Annotated in this window: 20 protein-coding genes; 3 read left to right on the forward strand and 17 right to left on the reverse strand. The window is 41.3% G+C overall.

The features are described from left to right. Nucleotides 1–318 precede the first annotated feature (318 nt). The 14 genes from speA to MED121_RS01785 form a co-directional block, all read right to left on the reverse strand. Nucleotides 319–2,214: a biosynthetic arginine decarboxylase gene (gene speA / locus MED121_RS01720; protein WP_009831859.1), complete on the reverse strand. Its 1,896-nt coding sequence runs from the start codon at nt 2,212–2,214 to the stop codon at nt 319–321. 119 nt (nt 2,215–2,333) lie between these two features. Then, nucleotides 2,334–3,182 (reverse strand): polyamine aminopropyltransferase, encoded by an 849-nt coding sequence (speE, locus tag MED121_RS01725; RefSeq protein WP_009831860.1) that lies wholly within the window; start codon nt 3,180–3,182, stop codon nt 2,334–2,336. A 215-nt stretch (nt 3,183–3,397) separates the two neighbouring features. Continuing rightward, nucleotides 3,398–4,357 (reverse strand): lipoyl synthase, encoded by a 960-nt coding sequence (gene lipA, locus MED121_RS01730; protein ID WP_009831861.1) that lies wholly within the window; start codon nt 4,355–4,357, stop codon nt 3,398–3,400. Between the two features lie 3 nt (nt 4,358–4,360). Next, nucleotides 4,361–5,002, reverse strand: a complete 642-nt coding sequence (gene lipB / locus MED121_RS01735) for a lipoyl(octanoyl) transferase LipB (RefSeq protein WP_009831862.1) — start codon at nt 5,000–5,002, stop codon at nt 4,361–4,363. Then, nucleotides 5,002–5,310 carry a DUF493 domain-containing protein gene (locus tag MED121_RS01740; RefSeq protein ID WP_009831863.1) on the reverse strand — a complete coding sequence of 103 codons (309 nt, stop codon included), beginning with the start codon at nt 5,308–5,310 and terminating at the stop codon, nt 5,002–5,004. The genes lipB and MED121_RS01740 overlap by 1 nt, the downstream gene beginning before the upstream one ends. A gap of 19 nt (nt 5,311–5,329) precedes the next feature. Further along, nucleotides 5,330–6,478 (reverse strand): D-alanyl-D-alanine carboxypeptidase family protein, encoded by a 1,149-nt coding sequence (locus tag MED121_RS01745; RefSeq protein WP_036179110.1) that lies wholly within the window; start codon nt 6,476–6,478, stop codon nt 5,330–5,332. Between the two features lie 77 nt (nt 6,479–6,555). After that, the gene (locus MED121_RS01750) at nt 6,556–7,500 is read right to left on the reverse strand and encodes a septal ring lytic transglycosylase RlpA family protein (protein WP_009831865.1); all 945 of its coding nucleotides are present in this window, start codon (nt 7,498–7,500) and stop codon (nt 6,556–6,558) included. Then, nucleotides 7,500–8,624 carry a lytic murein transglycosylase B gene (gene mltB / locus MED121_RS01755; RefSeq protein ID WP_009831866.1) on the reverse strand — a complete coding sequence of 375 codons (1,125 nt, stop codon included), beginning with the start codon at nt 8,622–8,624 and terminating at the stop codon, nt 7,500–7,502. The genes MED121_RS01750 and mltB overlap by 1 nt, the downstream gene beginning before the upstream one ends. Further along, entirely contained in the window at nt 8,621–9,745 is a 1,125-nt protein-coding gene (gene rodA, locus MED121_RS01760; RefSeq protein WP_009831867.1) for a rod shape-determining protein RodA, read from the reverse strand. The genes mltB and rodA overlap by 4 nt, the downstream gene beginning before the upstream one ends. Then, nucleotides 9,738–11,618: a penicillin-binding protein 2 gene (mrdA, locus tag MED121_RS01765; RefSeq protein ID WP_009831868.1), complete on the reverse strand. Its 1,881-nt coding sequence runs from the start codon at nt 11,616–11,618 to the stop codon at nt 9,738–9,740. Before mrdA ends, rodA begins: the two co-directional genes overlap by 8 nt. Nucleotides 11,619–11,628: 10 nt before the next feature. Further along, nucleotides 11,629–12,096 carry a 23S rRNA (pseudouridine(1915)-N(3))-methyltransferase RlmH gene (gene rlmH, locus MED121_RS01770; protein ID WP_009831869.1) on the reverse strand — a complete coding sequence of 156 codons (468 nt, stop codon included), beginning with the start codon at nt 12,094–12,096 and terminating at the stop codon, nt 11,629–11,631. An 88-nt stretch (nt 12,097–12,184) separates the two neighbouring features. Then, nucleotides 12,185–12,538 carry a ribosome silencing factor gene (gene rsfS, locus MED121_RS01775; RefSeq protein ID WP_036178511.1) on the reverse strand — a complete coding sequence of 118 codons (354 nt, stop codon included), beginning with the start codon at nt 12,536–12,538 and terminating at the stop codon, nt 12,185–12,187. Nucleotides 12,539–12,552: 14 nt separating this feature from the next. Beyond that, nucleotides 12,553–13,227, reverse strand: a complete 675-nt coding sequence (nadD, locus tag MED121_RS01780; protein WP_009831871.1) for a nicotinate-nucleotide adenylyltransferase — start codon at nt 13,225–13,227, stop codon at nt 12,553–12,555. Nucleotide 13,228: 1 nt separating this feature from the next. Then, a complete protein-coding gene (locus MED121_RS01785) occupies nt 13,229–14,488 on the reverse strand; it encodes a glutamate-5-semialdehyde dehydrogenase (protein WP_009831872.1) in 1,260 nt (419 codons plus the stop codon). A 133-nt stretch (nt 14,489–14,621) separates the two neighbouring features. Between MED121_RS01785 and tsaA the strand changes: the two genes are divergently transcribed. Together tsaA and MED121_RS01795 are read left to right on the forward strand one after the other, a co-directional pair. Next, nucleotides 14,622–15,368 (forward strand): tRNA (N6-threonylcarbamoyladenosine(37)-N6)-methyltransferase TrmO, encoded by a 747-nt coding sequence (gene tsaA, locus MED121_RS01790; RefSeq protein WP_009831873.1) that lies wholly within the window; start codon nt 14,622–14,624, stop codon nt 15,366–15,368. Nucleotides 15,369–15,384: 16 nt separating this feature from the next. Further along, on the forward strand, nt 15,385–15,648 hold the full coding sequence (locus MED121_RS01795) for a hypothetical protein (protein WP_009831874.1): 264 nt from the start codon (nt 15,385–15,387) through the stop codon (nt 15,646–15,648). Between the two features lie 11 nt (nt 15,649–15,659). Here MED121_RS01795 and MED121_RS01800 read toward each other — a convergent pair whose 3' ends face one another. Then, on the reverse strand, nt 15,660–17,507 hold the full coding sequence (locus tag MED121_RS01800; protein WP_009831875.1) for an alkaline phosphatase D family protein: 1,848 nt from the start codon (nt 17,505–17,507) through the stop codon (nt 15,660–15,662). Between the two features lie 128 nt (nt 17,508–17,635). Continuing rightward, nucleotides 17,636–17,863 carry a hypothetical protein gene (locus MED121_RS01805; protein WP_009831876.1) on the reverse strand — a complete coding sequence of 76 codons (228 nt, stop codon included), beginning with the start codon at nt 17,861–17,863 and terminating at the stop codon, nt 17,636–17,638. A 351-nt stretch (nt 17,864–18,214) separates the two neighbouring features. Here MED121_RS01805 and MED121_RS01810 point away from each other — a divergent pair, with 351 nt between their 5' ends. Next, the gene (locus tag MED121_RS01810) at nt 18,215–19,492 is read left to right on the forward strand and encodes a YjiH family protein (RefSeq protein WP_242603165.1); all 1,278 of its coding nucleotides are present in this window, start codon (nt 18,215–18,217) and stop codon (nt 19,490–19,492) included. Between the two features lie 119 nt (nt 19,493–19,611). On the opposite strand, the gene MED121_RS01815 is transcribed toward MED121_RS01810, so the two are convergent. After that, nucleotides 19,612–20,259: a hypothetical protein gene (locus tag MED121_RS01815; RefSeq protein WP_009831878.1), complete on the reverse strand. Its 648-nt coding sequence runs from the start codon at nt 20,257–20,259 to the stop codon at nt 19,612–19,614. Nucleotides 20,260–20,318 lie beyond the last annotated feature (59 nt).

A 20,318-nucleotide genomic window follows, 5' to 3' on the forward strand; every position in this document is an offset into this window, starting at 1 on the left:
GGAACCATTACTTTACTGCCACTGATGTTATATAGCTCAGTTGGAGCATGTCCGATACTTGGACTCAATCAAAAGATTAGCAGAAGTGCGGTATTACTTGTATTACTGTCATGCATTACGTTTTTTGTAATGCAGTTCAAATCGAGTATCGTTTTCCCCTTTAACGGTATTCTTATTGTAAATTCTTAGCCCGCGTTTTGCGCGGGCTCTTTTTTGTCTACCACTGTCACAATCAGCTTTTTAATCGCATCTTGATTAACTTATTAGTCAGCATCTTACCCATTAAACTCGCCATAACCAATACCCACTAAGGGCTATTTAGGTGAGATAGGTATAACCTTTAAGCACTTTCTTACAACGCTCAATTAACTTGGCTTGCTCTGTTTCAAGTAGACGACTTGAGCTGATTTTTTCTTGATAACGTTCTATCAGTTCATGCTCGTTATAACTGACATAGCGCAGTACATCTTGCACCCTGTCCCCCATTAAAACATGATCCAGAATAAACCCGTCTTCCTGTAAATAAACATCCACTGAGCTCGTATCCCCAAACAAATTATGCAGATCTCCCAGAGTTTCTTGATAAGCCCCCACTAGAAAAAATCCGAATAGATACTCTTCATCTGCATTAGGTGGCGGTGGTAATGGTAGGCTGGACTCCAACCCTTGACCATCGACATATCGATACAAACACCCATCAGAATCACAGGTAATGTCTTGAATTTTCCCCCTAAAAGAAGGGGCTTTCTCTAACCCTTGCAAAGGTAAAACAGGAAATACCTGATCAATCCCCCATGCATCTGGCATAGATTGAAATACGGATAAATTAACAAACACCTTTTGCGCTAATCTATCATTCAATTCATCAATAATAGTTCTATGCCCACGGTTACGATTATCTAACAGGGGCAACAATAAACGGCAAGCAGCAGTAAAAAGGTTTTCAGCTTGCGCCCTTTGCATTAAGCCTAACTGCCCGTGATTATAAAGTGATAAAGCCTCATTAAAATCATCCCAAAGGTCATGATATAACTCGACCTTAGAACGCTTGTCTTCTACTTTATTTTCTAAAGCCTGTAATGCATCCCATAAACGTTGAATAACAGATAGAGAATCTGCTTGCGGTGCTTGCGGGACAATTAGCTCCTCTCCATGGGAGAAAACATTGGTAATCATCATGGCATGATGAGCCGTCACTGCACGCCCAGATTCTGAAATTAAATTCGGATGAGGTAAATCATGTTCCTGACACACATTATGAAAGGCAAACACCACATTGTTCGCATACTCACTAATACTGTAATTGGCAGAGTAAGCACTTTGGCAACGGGTACCTTCATAGTCAACACCTAAGCCGCCACCCACATCAACCCACTTTACTTTTGCCCCAAGGCTATGTAATTCAGCATAAAAGCGAGCACATTCTTTTAAGCTATTTTGAATATCGCGAATGCGAGTAATTTGCGAACCCAGATGAAAATGAATTAATTCTAAACAATGCAGCATATTGGCATCACGCAAGCTGTCTATAGCACGCATTAGCTGAGACGTGGTCAAGCCAAACTTAGATTTATCGCCACCACTATTATCCCAATGGGTAGTACAAGTCGACGCAAGCTTAATTCTGATCCCTATTCTTGGCTGTACCGATAAGCGCTCAGCTTCTTCTAGAATCCAAGCCAGTTCATGCATTTTTTCTACCACAATAAAGACTTTATGACCCATTTTCTCTGCCATAAGCGCAAGGTGGATAAACTCTTTATCTTTATAACCATTGCACACAATCACCCCATCTGGGCTTTGGTGCATGGCAAGCACAGCCATTAATTCAGGTTTACTACCTGCTTCCAGGCCTACTGATAAGGGGTTCTCTTTTTGAAAACCTGTGATTTCTTCTACGACACGGCGTTGTTGGTTTACCTTAATAGGATAAACAATCGAGTAATCACCATGGTACTGATAAAACGCAATCGCTTCGTAAAATGAGCTGGTAATCTTACTAATACGAGAATGTAAGATGTTGGGAAAACGTACCAAAGTAGGAAAAGGAATGCCTTGTTGCTTTAACTCAGCCGCTAACTTAGTTAAATCAATGCTCTGCTCCCTATCAGGTCGCGCCTCCACATTGCCTTTATCATTAATTGAAAAAAAGCCACCACTCCAATGATTGACATTGTAAAGTTCGATTGAGTCTTTAACAGACCAAGTTGCCATAGTGTCTCCTTAAAACAGACACATCTGATAAGAGAGTGCCTATCAGGAAAATAGAAAAAAGGCTGATATTGTGGCGTTAGCACAAAATCAGCCTGTCATTATTACTCGTCAATGAGTGATTAAATTGCATCAATCACATATTGAGGAAGTGCAAAAGAAGCTTGATGTAACTCAGGTGTATAAAAACGGGTTTTAAAGCCAGCTTTATCAAAACGCTCTCTTAGCGTGCTAGCATCTAGACCTCTTAAAGCTTGATTATCGGTTGCCCAAGCAAACGTCATAATCCCACCCACATAGGTTGGTACTGCAGCTGAGTAAAACGATTGATCAGCAAAATAAGGCTTTAAACGTTGTGCCGTGGTAGAGACTTCGTCAATTTGCATAAAACTCACACCATTTTGAGCCACAAAAACGCCCCCTGGTGTTAAACAATTTTTACAGCCTTCATAAAAACTCGAGCTAAACAGAACCTCACCTGGTCCAATTGGGTCAGTACAATCTGAAATAATAACGTCGTACTTTTCTTCAGTTTCGTTGACATAATCAACCCCATCGGCGATCACAACTTTGGTTTTCTCGTGTTCATAAGCCCCAGCGGAATGATTAGGGAGGTACTTAGTACACATATCTACAACCGCTTGGTCTATCTCAACTTGTGTGACCTGCTCGGCACCTGGGTGACGCAGAACTTCTCGTAACATACCACCATCACCACCACCAATGATCAGGACCTTCTTTGCATTACCATGGGCAAACATAGGTACATGGGCCATCATTTCATGGTATACAAATTCATCTCGTTCGGTTGTCTGGATCACACCATCTAATGCCATAATACGACCAAACTGACTATTGTTAAAAATCACCAAATGTTGATGATCCGTATTAATTTCAAATAATACTTCATCAACTTCAAAGCTTTGTCCGTAACCTTTATGAAGTGCTTCTGTTAATAGTCGTTTCGTCATAACCTTTCTCCAAACCTAGGCACAAGATCATAAAAAGCGATTCAAACACGCGATTAGATCTGCCGATTCTGTGCCAATTTTATTTTCTAATGATGAAAAAAGGGAACCTATTGGCCCCCTTTTTTATGTGTTTCTTTATGAAAGAAATTCTAGCAATCTATATATCTAAAAAGCCTTTTCATAGCAAGATTTTTTACTCATTGGATAAAATAATCTTAAGAAACGTGCTCCCCATGTGCTTGTTTATCCGCGTGGTACGATGAACGTACCAATGGGCCACATGCCGCATGCTTAAAGCCTAGCTCTTTAGCAACTTCTTCATAACGAGCAAACTCTTCTGGTGGTACAAAGCGTGCCATTGGGAAGTGATGCTTAGAAGGCTGTAGATATTGACCAATCGTCAACATATCTACGTTATGAGCACGAAGATCTTTCATTACCTGAACGATTTCTTCAAACTCTTCACCCATACCTACCATTAGGCCAGATTTAGTGGCGACATCAGGGCAACGGTCTTTGAATTTTTTCAACAGATCCAGTGACCATTGGTAATCAGAACCTGGTCGCACTTGACGATACAAGCGTGGAATAGATTCTAGGTTGTGATTGAATACATCAGGTGGCGCAAGCTCAAGAATATCTAAGGCTTTATCCATACGACCACGGAAGTCAGGCACTAGGGTTTCAATTTCAATGTTTGGCGATTCTTTACGGGTTTCATTGATACAATCAATAAAATGCTGAGCACCACCATCTTTTAAGTCATCACGGTCAACCGACGTAATAACAACATATTTAAGTTTCATATCACGAATCGCAGCAGCAAGCTCTTTTGGCTCATCTGGGCTTAATGCATTTGGACGACCGTGAGCAACATCACAAAATGGGCAGCGACGTGTACAGATTTCGCCCATGATCATAAAGGTAGCAGTACCATTACTAAAGCACTCACCTAGATTCGGGCAATTGGCTTCCTCACATACAGAGGCAAGCTTATGATCACGAAGCGTTTTTTTAATACGCGCAATTTCAGGCGAAGCAGGCATTCTAACTCGTAGCCAGTCTGGCTTACGTGGAATCTCTTCAGTCGGGATTACTTTTACGGGGATTCGAGCCATCTTCTCGGCACCACGTAATTTTTCACCTTGTACAGCGCGTTTTACTTGTGTAGTCATTTCTTAATTCCACCCTTGTTGGATAGTCGGACTTGGGTGTCCGAGCAGCTCAGCCAGCTGATTCGCTAACTGAACGACAACGTGCGAAAACATCACATTTTTGTTGAGATGTTTCATATCTACCATTTGTAAGCCTTGGTAGCCACACGGGTTAATACGATCAAAAGGGGTAAGGTCCATATCCACATTTAAAGCTAATCCATGAAAGGAGCACCCTCGCCTTACTCTTAGCCCTAGTGACGCTATTTTTTGTTCGTTGACATAAACGCCTGGCGCATCCGCTTTAGGATAAGCTTCTATATCATTTTGTTTTAGCGTATTTACCACAGAGTTCTCTAATAGGGTAACTAGATCGCGCACCCCTATTTGTGCTCGTTTCAAGTCTACCATCACATAGGCAATGAGTTGCCCTGGCCCATGATAGGTAACTTGACCGCCTCGATCGACTTGAACGACAGGAATATCACCGGGCGCTAATAAGTGCTCTGCTTTACCTGCCTGACCTTGAGTAAAAATGTGTGGATGCTGTAGCAGCCAGATCTCATCAGCCACGCTTTTATCACGTGTCTGAGTAAGGTCTTTCATTTTTTCCCATGTTTCACTGTAATCAACAACGCCAAGGTCACGACAAATCAATTTCGACATTAGATAACCATCTTCACAGCACCATGTGCCATTAAATCTTTATGCAAAGCAGCTAATTGCGGCTCACCTGTCGCTAGAATACGATAAGTGAAGCTAACAAAACGTGCTTTCGATGAACGCTTACTTGTTACAGTATCTGCCGTTACTTCAGGTGCGTGCTTTTGCACACACTGGGTTAATTCTTCAAGAATATTATCCCCATCAAGTGCAACCACCTTGACCATGTAGTTTTCACATGGAAATTCAATTTTTACCGCCTCATCAGAGACATCAACAGCATTTTTGCCATTGGTTTTAATTAGTGCCATATCTTTTACTCAGTACCGCTTAAAACAAATTCATAAAGAAAAGTTTTATGCTATCTAACATACGCTTGAAGAAACCGCCTTCAGCGACATCCTCTAAGGCAACAACATCACGCTCTAAAATAATGCCGTCATCACCTGTGACAACAATTTTACCCAAAATATCACCTGCACTGATTGGCGCTTGGATCGTTGGTGATATTTCTAAAGTCGCTGGAATCGCATCCGCTTGACGACGAGGAATTGTCACCAATACATCATCAACAAACCCTATTTTAACGGTTTCTGCAGCACCACCCCAAACTTTACTTTCATTAATCACTTGTCCGCGGCTATAAAGCTTACGTGTTTCGTAATAACGGAAACCATAATTTAATAATTTCTGGGTTTCGTTAGCACGGGCTTCATCACTTTTAGTCCCCATAACAACAGAAATTAAACGGGTACCATTACGCACAGCAGATGCCGCTAAGCAATAACCTGCCGCTTCAGTGTGGCCAGTTTTCAAACCATCAACAGTTTTATCTCGCCATAAAAGCTTGTTACGGTTAGGTTGGCGAATATCGTTATAAGTAAAGTATTTTTCAGAATACATTGGGTAACTATCTGGAAATTGAATGATTTTTGCGCGTGATAGCACCGCTAAATCATAGGCACTCGAATAGTGCCCTTCAGCAGGGTAACCTGTTGAGTTCACAAAATGAGAGTTGTTCATCCCCAATAGTTCAGCATGCTGATTCATTAGATCAGCAAACGCACCTTCACTACCTGCAATATGCTCAGCAACAGCAACACTGGCATCATTACCAGATTGAATGATAATGCCACGCATTAGATCTTCTAGATTAACCTTGGTGCCTTCTCGAATAAACATACGAGAACCTTCCATGCGCCAAGCTTTTTCGCTCACTCGCACCATATCTTCTAGCCCGATATTGCCGCGATTGCGCTCATAATCGACAATATAAGCCGTCATTAATTTGGTTAGACTCGCCGGTGGATATTCTTTTCTGGAATTGTGTTCAACCAGCACTTCACCCGTATAGGCATCTAATAGAATATAGCTGGTTGCAGAGAGCTGCGGTGGCGCAGGAATAAGAGTCGGCGCAGCATAAACAGACGTTACTAGGCTCAACATCAGAGCGGCAAATAAAATAAATGGTTTTTTCATATCCAATTTAGTGCTTTCCAAAGAATGATGTGCGAATGATACTAGAGGGCTTAAGCAATCTCTAGCCTGAATCAACATTAAGGGGTCAGATTTACTCTAACCGGTTTACTGAAACCTTGTTCGAGTAATTTATTACTCCAAAGGTTCATATCTTGTGCATTGGCAAAGGGACCAACCATTACCTTAAACAAGCTCCCTGTTTGTTCACTGATAAAAACACTGATACTGGTATCAAACTCTTCCAATAACCTTTGCTTTAGAGCTTCTGCCGAAGCGACCTTGCTATAGGCGCCCATTTGCAAATGGGTAAAGTCCATCTTAGCCGCAACGGGGACAGAAGCAGGCACAACAACAGGCGCAACAGCCACTGGCGTTACCACCTGAGTTTTCACAACAGGGGCTTGATAAACACTGCCTTTTGCCGGCGTGATCGCTTCGATTTTAACGCGAGCCAAGCCTTTTGTGTGGTAATCAAGTTTCACAGCTGCGGCATAGGAAAGGTCGATAATACGCTTGCTATGAAACGGCCCCCTATCATTTACCCTAACAATGACACTTTTATCATTATCAAGGTTAGTGACTTTAAGATAAGTCGGTAAAGGTAGGTTCTTATGCGCCGCTGAGTAATTGTACATATCATAGGTTTCTCCATTTGACGTAGTATGCCCATGGAATTTCTTTCCGTACCAAGACGCTGTGCCTGTTTGCACAAACCCTTTAGCCGAATCCATCACCTTATATGTTTTACCCCAAACCTCGTAAGTACTTTTATTGCCACCTCGACTTTTAGGCTCCCATTTAGGAACAAGTTCAGGTAACAACTCAGTATTCACTGTATCTGTTGGCGCAGTATCTTGTAATTGAGTATATCGGCCACCTCCTGTTGCCTTATCATACTCGGCTTGCGTCATATTCCCTCTAGACGGGCTATTGCTTGACGCATTGTTATTCCAAACGGATTGGTTATGACTACAGCCGGCCACAAATAAGGCGACCCCAGACATAAAAAACAACCTTTTCATTAAAGGCGAATCTCCTTAGCAAGTTCTAAGACCGCCATCGAATAGCGGCGGCTTGGGTTATATCGCATGATGACAAAGAAGTTTTCATCCGCTAACCAGTAATTAAATTTGGCATCTCCCACCTGCAAACCAATCAGACCGGTTTGGCTGCTAAGTGTTTTTATGTCTTTACCCACACCCATTGCTTGCCATTCAGGCAGGGATTTAGCAGGTTTTCTACCTTTATTAATCCATTCTTGCCATTTATCTTTTGTCGCACCATTGGTCGAGGTTGCGACAATCACACCTCGATCATCCTGCCAACCATGGTGACGCAGATAATTTGCCACACTGCCTATGGCATCAGGCACAGAGCCCCACAAATCTACTTTACCGTCTTTATCATAATCTACCGCTAATTTACGGTAGTTAGAGGGCATAAATTGAGTCATTCCCAAGGCGCCAGAATAAGACCCTTTTGTATTCCCAATTTGCCACTGATTTTCACGGGCCAATAATAGGTAGGCTTCAAGTTCAGATTGAAAATATTTAGCCCGTCTTGGGTAATCAAACGAAAGGGTCGCAAGCGAAGTGAAGACATCTTTTTTACCCGTAATACGACCATAAAAGGTTTCCACACCAATCAAGGCAGCAATAATTTCGGGATTAACACCATAATCCTTCTGTGCCTTGGCTAACCATTTCTGATGTTTTTTAACAAATTTTTTGCCTTCTCGAATACGGCTAGACTCAACAAAGCGCGTACGATATTTGTAGTAAGGTGTGATAACTTCAGGTTGATTATCTGATTTTGAAATGGTTTTTGTACGAGCTTGAATCTTCGCAAAGGCTGCTTGCAATAAATCCGCATCATATTGATAGGTACTCACCATCTTAGTGATAAACATCTGAACATCAGGCTTAGCCGCATAGGAGGTTAGATAGTCCTGGCTATTTTTATGTAAATTATCACTTAAGTTTTTATGTTTATCCGTTTTAACAAGGTCCCCATCTAAAAGGGCAAGGGTTTGTGTTTCTTGATTTTTTTCGTCTGCTTCAGGAGAAGCGGCTTGTGCCTGAAGACCATTTTGAGAACAGCCAGACAAAATACAGGCAATACCAATAATCAATAAGGGTTTCATCATTTTCTCGCTCTTTTATGAGTATGAATAGACATCAATATCCCAAACGTCGCCATAATAGTAATAATGGATGTGCCGCCATAGCTCACCAAAGGCAATGGCACACCAACAACAGGTAAAATCCCAGATACCATGCCTATATTCACAAAAATATAAACAAAGAAAGTTAAGGTTAAGCTACCGGCTAACAATCTAGCATAATTATCTTCTGCAAAAGCCGCTATGTATAAACCCCTTGCAATAATTAACAAATAACCCGTCAATAATAATAAGCAACCAAACATGCCAAACTCTTCTGCTAATACGGCAATAATAAAGTCAGTATGGCTTTCTGGTAAAAATTCAAGCTGTGCTTGGGTACCACTTAAGAATCCCTTACCTTCTATACCACCTGAACCTATGGCAGTTTTAGACTGAATAATATTCCAGCCAGAGCCTAATGGATCACTTTCGGGGTTTAAAAAAGTCAGTACTCGCTGCTTTTGATACGTGTGCATGACCTGCCACAACAAGAAACCCGCAGCAGGTGCAGAAAGGGCTGCCCCGAGAATATAACGCCAACCTAAACCGGCTAAAAAGAGTGCAAAAATACCCGATACGCCCACCAGCAAAGAAGTACCTAAGTCAGGCTGCTTAGCAATAACAAGCACAGGCACCATTACCATGATAAGCACCACACTAATGTGTTTGAATTTAGGAGGTAAATGGCGATTAGAAAAATACCAAGCCACGGCCATTGGCATCACCACCTTCATTAATTCAGACGGCTGAAAGCGCCCTACCCCTGGAATTTCTAACCAACGTTGAGCCCCTTTTGCTCCCACCCCAAAAAACAGCACCATAACCAATAGGCTAAACACACCTAGGTATAATAACGGCGATAATCGTCGTAAAAACTTAGGCGGAACTTGAGCAAGAAATAAACAGGAAGCAAAGCCAAGGGATAAGCGTACGGCTTGCCTTTCAACCATGGCCGCATCTTGACCCGAGGCAGAATACAATATAATTAAACCGCCACCGGTTAATAGCATTAGGGAAGCAATTAAGAAGAAGTCGATATGCAAATCACGCCAAAACTTAGCGTTACTAAAGTCTCTTAACTGAGCGTAAAAGCCCTTATTCATCAGCACTAACCTTTAAATGATTATACTTGCGAGGATATTTTCCAAGAATATAAGCGTCAAATAGTTTTTTAGAAAGATCCGCTGGCTTAGAACTAGTCCCGCCATTTTCAAAGATGGCAAATACGGCAATATCAGGTTTTTTTGAGGGTGCAAAGCCTATAAATAAAGCATGGTCGTGTAGTTTTTTAGCCAGTTTATCCGCTTCATACTCTTCATCATCTTGCAAACTAAACACCTGGCCTGTACCGGTTTTGCCCGCGATGTCATAGCTAGTTCCCTGTAGACGTCTCGCCGTGCCTTGATCGTCGGTTATCACCTTTTTCATCGCATTGACCATACGCTGCCAATCAGACTCGCGTCTTAAATCAATTTTTTTAGAAATGACTCTATTTTCTGGCCAATCAATAAGTTCACCACTCACGGTTTTACCCATTCTCGGGGCTAGCCATTGACCTCGATTAGCAAGCGCTGTTGTTGCCGTTGCAATTTGCAGTGGCGTGGCCACCATAAAGCCTTGACCAATGCCGACGTTAACCGAATCACCCGGGTACCAAGGTTCGCCATATTTGGCCTTTTTCCATTGATTAGAGGGTAAAAGTCCGCCATTTTCACCATATAAATCCAATATATTTTTCTCACCAAAGCCAAATTCAGCCAAGAAATCATGAATGGGTGTAATCCCCATTTTGTGGGCCAACTGGTAATAATAAGTATCGACTGATTCTATGATGGAATGTTCAAGATTAATCCAGCCATGGCCGCCTTTTTTCCAATCTCGATAGCGACGACCATCAGGGTTTATTTGATAAGAGCCAGATGCATAATAACGCTCTGTCCAAGAAGAGAGCTTATTCTCAAGGCCAGCAAGCGCCATAAAAGGTTTAATGGTTGATGCTGGCGGATAGCCGCCACGTAATGCTCGATTAAACAGAGGTAATTTGGGGGAGTCTCTTAAGGCGCTGTAATCTTTGACACTAATACCACGTACAAACAAGTTAGCATCAAATCCTGGCTTACTTACAAAAGCAAGTATGCCACCGGTTTTAGGATCCATCGCAATCACAGTCCCGGTATAGTCACCCAATAAGTCATAGGCGTACTGTTGTAATCTGGCATCTAGATGAAGTTGAATGGCTTTACCTGGGACTGGGTTTTGCCTTTCCACCTCGGACATAATACGCCCACGGGCACTCACCTCGACCTTACTAAATCCAGGGTAGCCATGAAGTTCTTCTTCATAGAATTTCTCAATACCCGATTTACCTAAAAACAAAGATCCTTGATATCTTTGCTTATCTAATTTTTCCAAGTCTTTAGTGTTAATTCGGCCCACATAACCAATCGCATGGGCAAAGGCTTCACCATAAGGATAGTAGCGAGTTAACTGAGCTTCGACTTGCACCCCTTCCCATTTATAAAGATCGACAGAGAGTTTGGCCCAAGCTTTGTCACTTAGGTGAGATTTTAAAGTGATAGATTGATAAGGACGTCGATACGCTTTTCGTCTTTGATTAAAGTCGTCCCACTCTTCATCACTGATATCAATTACGTCGGCCAATTCACCCCGCAAGTCCGCCATATCATCAACACGCTCAGGTACTATGGTCAAACTATGAATGGGCCTATTATCAGCCAGTACTAAGCCATGTCTATCATAGATTAAGCCTCGCGAAGGCGGTTCAGTGACCAGTTTTAATCGATTTTGATCCGCCTTGGTTTGATAACGTTCAAATTCAATGACTTGTAAATAGAAAAGGCGGCCAATGAGAACGGCGATTAGAATCAGCACAAAAATAGCCGCAAAGACAATGCGTCGCTGGGTGAGAGATTGCTCTAATTTATAATTGCGAAAATACTTTTGGCCAGCATCCATACCGAATAAATTACCTATGATATGGGTGGTTGTTCATTAGTGTCCAAGCACGATAAATTTGCTCTGCTAAGATCACTCGGACAATAGGGTGTGGCAAGGTCAATTTAGATAAGGACCATAAACGATCAGCTCTTGCACTGCATCTTGGATCTAGACCATCAGGCCCGCCCACTAATAAGCTAATATTATTGCCTTCCATACGCCAATTTTCAGACTGTTCGGCCAATTGCTCTGTTGACCATTCTTTACCCAAAACCTCCATTGCGATGACTCTGTCATTAGCGGGAATAGCGTCCAACATGGCATCACCTTCTTTACGAATGGCTTTTGCGATATCGGTATTCTTCCCTCTTGGTGACATGGGAATCTCAACTAATTCTAAACTAAAGTCTTTTGGTAAACGCTTACTGTAATCAGTAAAACCGTCGGTAATCCATTTTGGCATCTTAGTACCAACCGCAATGAGCTTTATTCTCATTTAATGATTTCACCTTATTTAAGCTGCTTATCGCAGATTAATTTTAACAACGAGGTTTGGGTAACAGGATTAAGATAGCAGCCTTAAACTAGATACTTTCTGGGGTAATATCCCATAATTTTTCTAGGTCATAAAACGAGCGTGCTTCTTCTGTCATCACATGAACAACAACATCATAAAGGTCAACCAATACCCAGTCGTTACCCATAGCACGGCCTTCAGAGCCTAATGGCTGCAATCCACTTTTCTTAAGTGTATCGATAACATTTTGACCAAGGGCATTCACGTGGCGTTTAGAAGTACCACTACAGATCACCATAAAATCCATCATATCAGTGTGTGACTTAACGTTAAGCACAGTGATCTTGTCACCTTTTACATCTTTCAATGCTTCAACGGCAAGGTCTAAAATTTGATCACTTGTGATTTGTGTATCGCTCATAAAATTCTGCATTCCTATTGATAAAGTGTGTGCTGGTCTATGTACGCATGAACCGACTCAGGCAATAAATAAGCAATTGACTTATTTTGCTCACATAATAATCGTATCATGCTAGATGAAATCCTTAACTCTGTCAGGGTTTCCATATGAATTTTGCCAGCGGGGGCGGATTGTAACTCAGCCGCCGATTGAGCACGACTATTTTCCACTAACTCTTGCAATTCAATATCAAATTCTGGATGCCACCCGGGTCTTGAGACAACCAAAATATGAGCATAGTTCAAAATTCTTTGCCATTGATACCAAAGAGGTAATGATAAAAAGCTATCCATACCTACTACCATGGTAATGGGTACCTCAGGGCCTAGCTCGTCTCTCAATTCAATGAGAGTATCTATGGTGTAACTTGCTCCCGTGCGTTTAATTTCCCTGTCATCCACTAACAAACTTGGATGTTGCTCTACGGCAAGCGTCACCATATCCAATCTTTGTTTAGCACTGATAGAAGGATGGGATTTATGCACGGGGATAAAGCAAGGGACTAAACGTAGCTCAGTAAAATGAAAACGGTCGACAATGTCGACCGCGATTCGCAGGTGGCCATTATGGATAGGATCAAAGGTTCCTCCCATAATGGCTACACTGTTAATTTGCTTGTTTTTCGATTCTTTTGTTTGAGATTCTGCCAACTTAATTATCTCTCGTATGGCCGTCACCTAACACAACATACTTCTGGCTCGTTAAGCCGTTTAAACCAACCGGTCCACGGGCATGAATTTTATCGGTAGAAATACCAATTTCAGCCCCTAGTCCATATTCAAAGCCATCTGCAAAAGCGGTTGAGGCATTTACCATCACAGAAGAGGAATCCACTTCTGTCATAAAGATGCGCGTTTTAGAATAGTTTTGAGACACGATGGCATCTGAGTGTTGTGAACCATACTTGTTAATATGCTCAATTGCCTCATCCATATCATCTACCAACTTAATTGATAATTTAGGTGCCATATATTCTGTATACCAATCATCTTCAGTAGCTGCGCCCGCATTAGAAAGTAAAGCTTGAGTTGCATCACAACCCACCAGTTCAACTCCTTTCTCAGCATAAATATCAGCCAATTGAGGCAATACGCTTTGTGCAACTTCTTTATGAACCAACAAAGATTCCATGGCATTACAGACACCATAACGACGAGTCTTAGCATTAACCGCAATTTTAATTGCTTTATCGATATCCGCCTCATTATCAATGAACACATGACAATTACCGTCAAGATGCTTAATAACAGGTACACGAGCATCGTTAGAAATACGCTCGATTAGGCCTTTACCACCACGAGGCACAATCACATCAACATACTCAGGCATGGTAATTAGTTCACCGACTGCCGCTCTATCTGTGGTATTGATTACCTGTACAGCATGCTCAGGCAGATTAGCGACTTTTAAACCTTCAACCACTGCTTTAGCAATAGCTTGGTTAGAATAATAAGCTTCACTACCACCACGTAAAATGGTGGCATTACCTGATTTTAAACACAGGCTTGCAGCATCTATGGTCACATTAGGACGAGACTCATAAATAATACCGACCACACCTAATGGCACACGCATTTTCCCTATCTGGATACCAGAAGGACGGTACGCCATATCGGTAATCTCACCAACAGGGTCTAATAACCCCGCTACTTGGCGAAGGCCTTCTATCATGCCATCGATACGTGCTTCAGTTAGTGCCAAGCGATCAAGTAAAGCGGCATCTAAGCCTTTGTTTTTTCCGTTTTCAAGGTCTTTGGCATTTTCAGCTAACAGTTGAGGTCGTGCCAGATCCAAAGCATTTGCCATAGCATTTAAAGCTGCGTTCTTATCTTGTGTCGACGCGCGTGCTAGTTTTCTTGAAGCCGCTCGGGCTTGCTGGCCAACTTGGATCATGTAATCTTTGACAGTCATCTTCTTATCTCAAACTAATTAACTAAAAATGAAAATTCAATCGACAAGCCTAGGTTACCTAGACGTGTAAAAGGTATACTAACAAAATTCTCAGGTGAATTACTGCCCATCCGCTTTTTTTTCGAGGATTATTTTGTCTCTCAGCGCTCAAACAAATCATCAAGCTTTTCAATTAACTAGCATAGGAATCGTCCATTCTTGTTATCAACAAAAATTCGGCATCCCAAGACAGCCAGGATTAGTGACAGAAGCCACGGCTAGAATTGAATTATTACCGCCATTTAACCGACTTGATGTGCTGGATGGACTAGAAGATTTCTCACATATTTGGGTGCATTTTATCTTCCATGCTTGTATTCAAGATGGTTGGAAAGCCAAAATCCGCCCTCCTCGTTTAGGTGGTAAAACCAAAATGGGCGTCTTTGCAACCAGAGCTACCCACAGACCCAACCCTATTGGTTTATCTGTGATTAAATTAGGGAAGATTTACCAAGAAGATAAGAAGGTTTTTATCGATTTACATGGGGCTGATTTATTAGATGGCACGCCAGTGATAGATATTAAACCCTATTTACCTTATGCCGATATCGTAGATGATGCTAAAGGCGGCTTTGCACCGTTATCAACCGTAACTCGCCCCGTTTTATTTAGCAAACAAGCTGAATCCGACTGTGAAAGCTATACTCTAGCAACAGGGCGAAATATTCGTGATCTCATTGAGCAAATTGTTAGCCAAGACCCTAGACCTGCCTATCTAGTTGAAAAAACGAACAGGGAACATGGCATGCAACTTTGGGATATCAATATTAAGTGGCAAGCCAAAACAGATCATTTTGAAATTTTACGCTTAGAACCCCTGTCTAATATTAAGCAAGATTAACCAGAGGACTTGTAGCATGAATAAAAAAGCGTTTTTAAAAGCCTATCAAACGGTCAATAAGCTTGCTGAGTCAGAAAACCCTCAGAAACAAGCGCCTGAACCTTACCAGTCAAACCTTTATCAAAGCGCCAAAGATGAGGCTTTAATTAAAGAATATCATTTCGCTAAATTTAGAAAAAACCTATCCCAAGCGCAAAGCCATCCTGAGCTCCAATCTCTTATCAATAAAGAAGACTGGAGTGAAGAAGACACACAAAAACTCCTTGCCATGCTACGTTAAACCAGCCTTATCTATTTAAACTCTGTGGTTTTTTCTTGGCTTATCACCAAGGTTTTTGTTTTCTCAAAATCCTCATCTAGAATGAGTTGGCCAATACCACTTTGATTATACAGCACACTTTTACAGCCAGTATCCGGCTTGCGCCATCGAACTGACATCCTCCGCCTTTGAGTAAAGAGGTTTAATGGGGATGCACTAGAGAATAACAAACGATTTAACGTATCAAAGCAATTTAATAACTTCTCGGGGAAATTATTTTTTATACCACTAGCTGTGACTTGCAGGATTTGGGGACCATGTTTTTTAAAGCGTATTTTAATTTGATAAACAAAAGAATAATGCACATCACCAGATAAAATAATAAAGTTAGGGGGTGTTTTTTTATGCCTAAAAATATTTAACATGACATTGGCAGCACCTGGATGAGCCATCCAATTCTCCGCATCAACCATTAAAGGCTTGCCTGCAAACGTCACTATCTTCTGTATCACCTCAATTAACTTCACCCCAAAGACAGGCGCTGGAGAAACAAGTATTACCTCTGGTTCATTAATCAGTTCCTGTTGCATTTCAATCAAAGCTTCCCAATCCATGAGACCTGAGGGTTTATTAGCATTCGACTCAGAGCGCCACCTATGAGTTCTTGTATCTAACACCACAATTTTAGGTTGGGTCGCTAAACTATAATGCCATTGATCCCAATCTAATAAACGATTAATCAACTCATCTTGATACTTAATCCCTGTCGGCTCAAAGTAACGCGGAACATCTTCTTGTAATAAAGAGAAATGCTGAGGCTGATTCCCCCAACCTTGACATAACCAATAGGCAATTAGGCTATTTCCTATAATACGACGGCCTAAAGGATTCGTATAGATTGCCTCTTCCCAACCTCGTGTTAGGTTCCAATCATCCGTCACATCATGATCATCAAAAATCATATACACAGGCATATTTGCCATAAGACGTTGCACCTTACCCAAACCTGCTTCAAACACTTTAAGCACAGCTAATTGTTGCTGATATGTTTGATAATGCGCCTCTGGAATACGGGCCATACCCAACTCACAATCCACCAGCTTCCAACAATGAGGCGACCAGACAAGCAAATACATGGCGAGCATTTCAGCGAGACTAACAAGGTGATTCTCAGCTGAGTCTGAGGTAAAAATCGGGCGCTTACCTTTAATATTAAATTGGGTATATTGGCAATTTGGCAATAGATTCTGGCGATTATAATAGGTATCTGCATGATCAATTAAAGACTGACAATTATGAATAAGTTCATCATCAAAGGTCTCTTTAAATAAGCCTAGTTTGGCACTCAATTGATGAATAGCAACGAGAGTCGGCCCTGCCACATCATCGGCATAAATCTGATCTCCTGAGAACATCATTAACGCAGGTCTTGCAGCCGATTTATGATGGGTATTAGCTAGCAAAGTATCTGCAGCCAACAAACCATCTTCGCTAGGATGATGAGGTTTACGACAGGAACCATGTAAAATATTATCTGCTCTAGACTTAACCATAAACGCTGGCTTACTAATCCCTTCATAATGAAGGCCTGGTATTAACTGAGCCAGAGATTGACCATTAATACTTAAGTCATATTGAATTAAAGTATCCTTTGCAAAAGCTTTATTAGGCAAGAAATGAATTAACTGAATATAACAATGCTCTCCAACCTTTATTTCTTGCTGAAATTCATCCAAAGCTTGGTTATCAAAGCAATAATCGGACTCATCAAATAAAGAAAGATCAAATTTAGCCGTTTGTGTTGTAACCAGCCAAAGCGTCAAGGCTTCACAAGACAGGTGTCGAATAATTGGCCCAACCAGCACCAAAGGTAAATCCAATACATACTCCCTAAAGATTCTTAATTAAGTGGTTTAATAAAAGCATTATAACCATCAGTAAAAAGAGAAAAAACGCTTAACATTCACGTTTTTTGAGCATAAAGAGCCAACTAACCACAAACTCTCATTTAATGACGCTCATTACCCCTTTTATAGTTTCCCGTTAAACGGGCCATTAGCACTTGCTGCTCTTTAAAAGAGCGCCCTTGCAACTGAGCGGCCACCTTCTTCCCTTTTTGTGTATTAAAGTGGGTTACCACATTCGCATGATGCAAAATATCAAGCTTGCCACTTTTATGCAGTACAAAACTAAAACCTAAATCATCCCTTGTATTTAACTCTTCAACATTTTCCATTTTACACCTATAGCAAGAAGCACGTTCAACCCTCAACCAATACACCGAATATAGATTGGCGATAAACGAGCAAAAATTAAACAGCTTTTGGATTTTTGGCTCTTTCTCAAAAGTTCAGGACTCAAAAGTATAATTTTCTATCTTCAAATTTCCATTGTGTCCCTGTATCTTACGCAGCCGGCTAAGGATAGCCAATTTCATTAATTAAGTTACCCACGCACGATGCGTCTGGGTAGTTCCCGTTTTTAGAATCATAACAATATGCAAAAACAGATGACGACGCCCCATACTTATACGACAAAAACTTGGCTTAGCTTTTTAATTCCTTCGCTTCTAGGCCTTTTTTTATTCATGACCCCCATCAATTACAATGACGCCATTACCATTCCGGTTGCGATTCTTGCCAAAGAGTTACAGGCAGCAATTGGCGAACTAATGACGTTAATCATTGCAGTGATTATCTCTATATCCGCTGCGATTTCATTATTGGCAGTCGCTGTAAAACCCGATTTTATTACCCGAAGTCACTACTTAAAAGAGCTTTTCCAAGTCAGTCCGTTTTGGCTTTTTATCCGTATTCTAGGTGCTATTTTAGCCGTACTAACCCTCACACAGTTTGGCCCAGCCATGTTTCATGATGGGGCCACTGGCGGACTTGTTCTCAACGACTTACTACCCGTTCTTCTGTGCGTCTTTATTTTTGCAGGCCTTCTACTACCTCTATTACTGAATTTTGGCCTTCTTGAGCTAATGGGCACGTTACTGACAGTGATTATGCGCCCTATTTTCAAACTACCTGGCCGCTCTGCCATTGACTGTCTTGCATCCTGGTTAGGTGATGGTAGCGTGGGAATCCTATTAACCAGCAAGCAGTATCAAGAAAAGTTTTACACCCAAAGAGAAGCCGCTGTTATTGGTACAACCTTTTCAGCAGTATCCATCACCTTTAGTTTGGTTGTGATCGCGCAAGTAGAATTAGAAGCTTATTTCTTACCTTTTTATCTAACCGTATGTTTAGCTGGGTTTGTTTGTGCAATCATCATTCCAAGACTTCCACCTCTTAGCTGGAAAAAAGACGTCTTTATTGATGGCAGCAAGGTAGAGGGTGAAAGAGATAAACGTCCAGAGAATCACAACATTTTACAATGGGGAATGACACAAGCGCTAAAGCGTGCAGAACAAGCCCCAAACTTAAACCAACTTGCAGCAGAAGGCTCACGTAACGCCGCGGATATGGTTTTAGGTGTATTACCTGTCATCATGGCGATTGGTACTATTGCTCTAGTTATCGCCGAAAACACACCTATCTTTGATTGGTTAGGACAGCCTTTTGTTCCATTTTTAGAGCTATTACAAATCCCTCAAGCAGAGGAAGCCTCTAGGACCATAGTTGTTGGCTTTGCCGATATGTTTATTCCTTCCATTTTAGCCGCATCCATAGAATCTGATATGACCCGCTTTGTTATTGCGGCCATGTCTGTTACTCAGCTTATCTATATGTCTGAAGTCGGTGCGTTACTATTAGGAAGTAAAATTCCTGTCAATATCTTTGAGCTTTTCATTATTTTCTTATTAAGAACCCTAATTACGCTACCCGTGATTGCCTTGATGGCACATCTTATCTTTTAGGGGAGTCAGCAACTTAAACGGCAATATAAACGGCAATATAATCGACAATAAAAACGCCAATAAATTAATATTTATTGGCGTTTTTTTAGTTTAATTTATCTATGATTTGTTTCTTAGGATCAATAGAAAGACTCTTGATATTGTCTATCACCTTTTGTAGCAGGTAAAGTTTGCACTAGAGGTCGATTAAAACTCACCATAATATCCCCCAGTACTTCAGGAAAAACCGCCTCCACACTAGAAGCCCCTTTAGCAGCAAACGCTTTTTTAGGAATAAAACCATCTAGGTAAACCACCAAGTAATTTGACCTATCATGTTCATCCGCTGCAGGCATCAAGGAATAAGCAATGTCAGCTTCTACTTGTTGCTTAAGTTGAGCCAGGTTTGGGAGCCTCAAATTAGGCGATATTAAGCTTTGCCCCATAAAACTAATCGGCATTTCTGCCAAGAATAACTGACTTATTGCCCCCCTAAAACCCGCTAATGCGATACCATCCTCAGCCATAAGGTGAATTAGGCTTGGCGGCTTATGCTGCCAATTCATCCTGTTAAAAAGCTCAGTTAAAGAGACCCTAACCGTCACCGTTAAATGGTTATTATTGCGCAATGTTAACTCCGCCGTTGTCATCGTTAACCCGTGAGCATAAAGTTGGCCAGAAACACTCAACACCAGTAATAAAACGAGTTTTTTATACCCTTGCCTAAAAAGGAATTGGTTTTTTACTAGCTTAATCATTTGGAACATCAATACAAATAAAACGCTCATTTAGCTTCCTAAAACGGGAACGCTCCCATCACCTTTAAACATCGCCTAACAAAAAGCAT

It is taken from the genome of Marinomonas sp. MED121 (assembly GCF_000153025.1).
In the GTDB taxonomy this organism is placed as follows: domain Bacteria; phylum Pseudomonadota; class Gammaproteobacteria; order Pseudomonadales; family Marinomonadaceae; genus Marinomonas.

Coding starts and splice junctions, on each gene's coding strand:
- MED121_RS01795 (WP_009831874.1), top strand. CDS start 15,385: ATGAATAAAAAAGCGTTTTTAAAAGCCTATCAAACGGTCAATAAGCTT.
- MED121_RS01785 (WP_009831872.1), bottom strand. CDS start 14,488: ATGACTGTCAAAGATTACATGATCCAAGTTGGCCAGCAAGCCCGAGCG.
- mltB (WP_009831866.1), bottom strand. CDS start 8,624: ATGATGAAACCCTTATTGATTATTGGTATTGCCTGTATTTTGTCTGGC.
- rlmH (WP_009831869.1), bottom strand. CDS start 12,096: ATGAGAATAAAGCTCATTGCGGTTGGTACTAAGATGCCAAAATGGATT.
- speE (WP_009831860.1), bottom strand. CDS start 3,182: ATGACGAAACGACTATTAACAGAAGCACTTCATAAAGGTTACGGACAA.
- MED121_RS01810 (WP_242603165.1), top strand. CDS start 18,215: ATGACCCCCATCAATTACAATGACGCCATTACCATTCCGGTTGCGATT.
- speA (WP_009831859.1), bottom strand. CDS start 2,214: ATGGCAACTTGGTCTGTTAAAGACTCAATCGAACTTTACAATGTCAAT.
- MED121_RS01740 (WP_009831863.1), bottom strand. CDS start 5,310: ATGGCACTAATTAAAACCAATGGCAAAAATGCTGTTGATGTCTCTGAT.
- mrdA (WP_009831868.1), bottom strand. CDS start 11,618: ATGGATGCTGGCCAAAAGTATTTTCGCAATTATAAATTAGAGCAATCT.
- rsfS (WP_036178511.1), bottom strand. CDS start 12,538: ATGAGCGATACACAAATCACAAGTGATCAAATTTTAGACCTTGCCGTT.
- MED121_RS01745 (WP_036179110.1), bottom strand. CDS start 6,478: ATGAAAAAACCATTTATTTTATTTGCCGCTCTGATGTTGAGCCTAGTA.
- lipB (WP_009831862.1), bottom strand. CDS start 5,002: ATGTCGAAATTGATTTGTCGTGACCTTGGCGTTGTTGATTACAGTGAA.
- MED121_RS01815 (WP_009831878.1), bottom strand. CDS start 20,259: ATGAGCGTTTTATTTGTATTGATGTTCCAAATGATTAAGCTAGTAAAA.
- MED121_RS01805 (WP_009831876.1), bottom strand. CDS start 17,863: ATGGAAAATGTTGAAGAGTTAAATACAAGGGATGATTTAGGTTTTAGT.
- rodA (WP_009831867.1), bottom strand. CDS start 9,745: ATGAATAAGGGCTTTTACGCTCAGTTAAGAGACTTTAGTAACGCTAAG.
- MED121_RS01750 (WP_009831865.1), bottom strand. CDS start 7,500: ATGAAAAGGTTGTTTTTTATGTCTGGGGTCGCCTTATTTGTGGCCGGC.
- lipA (WP_009831861.1), bottom strand. CDS start 4,357: ATGACTACACAAGTAAAACGCGCTGTACAAGGTGAAAAATTACGTGGT.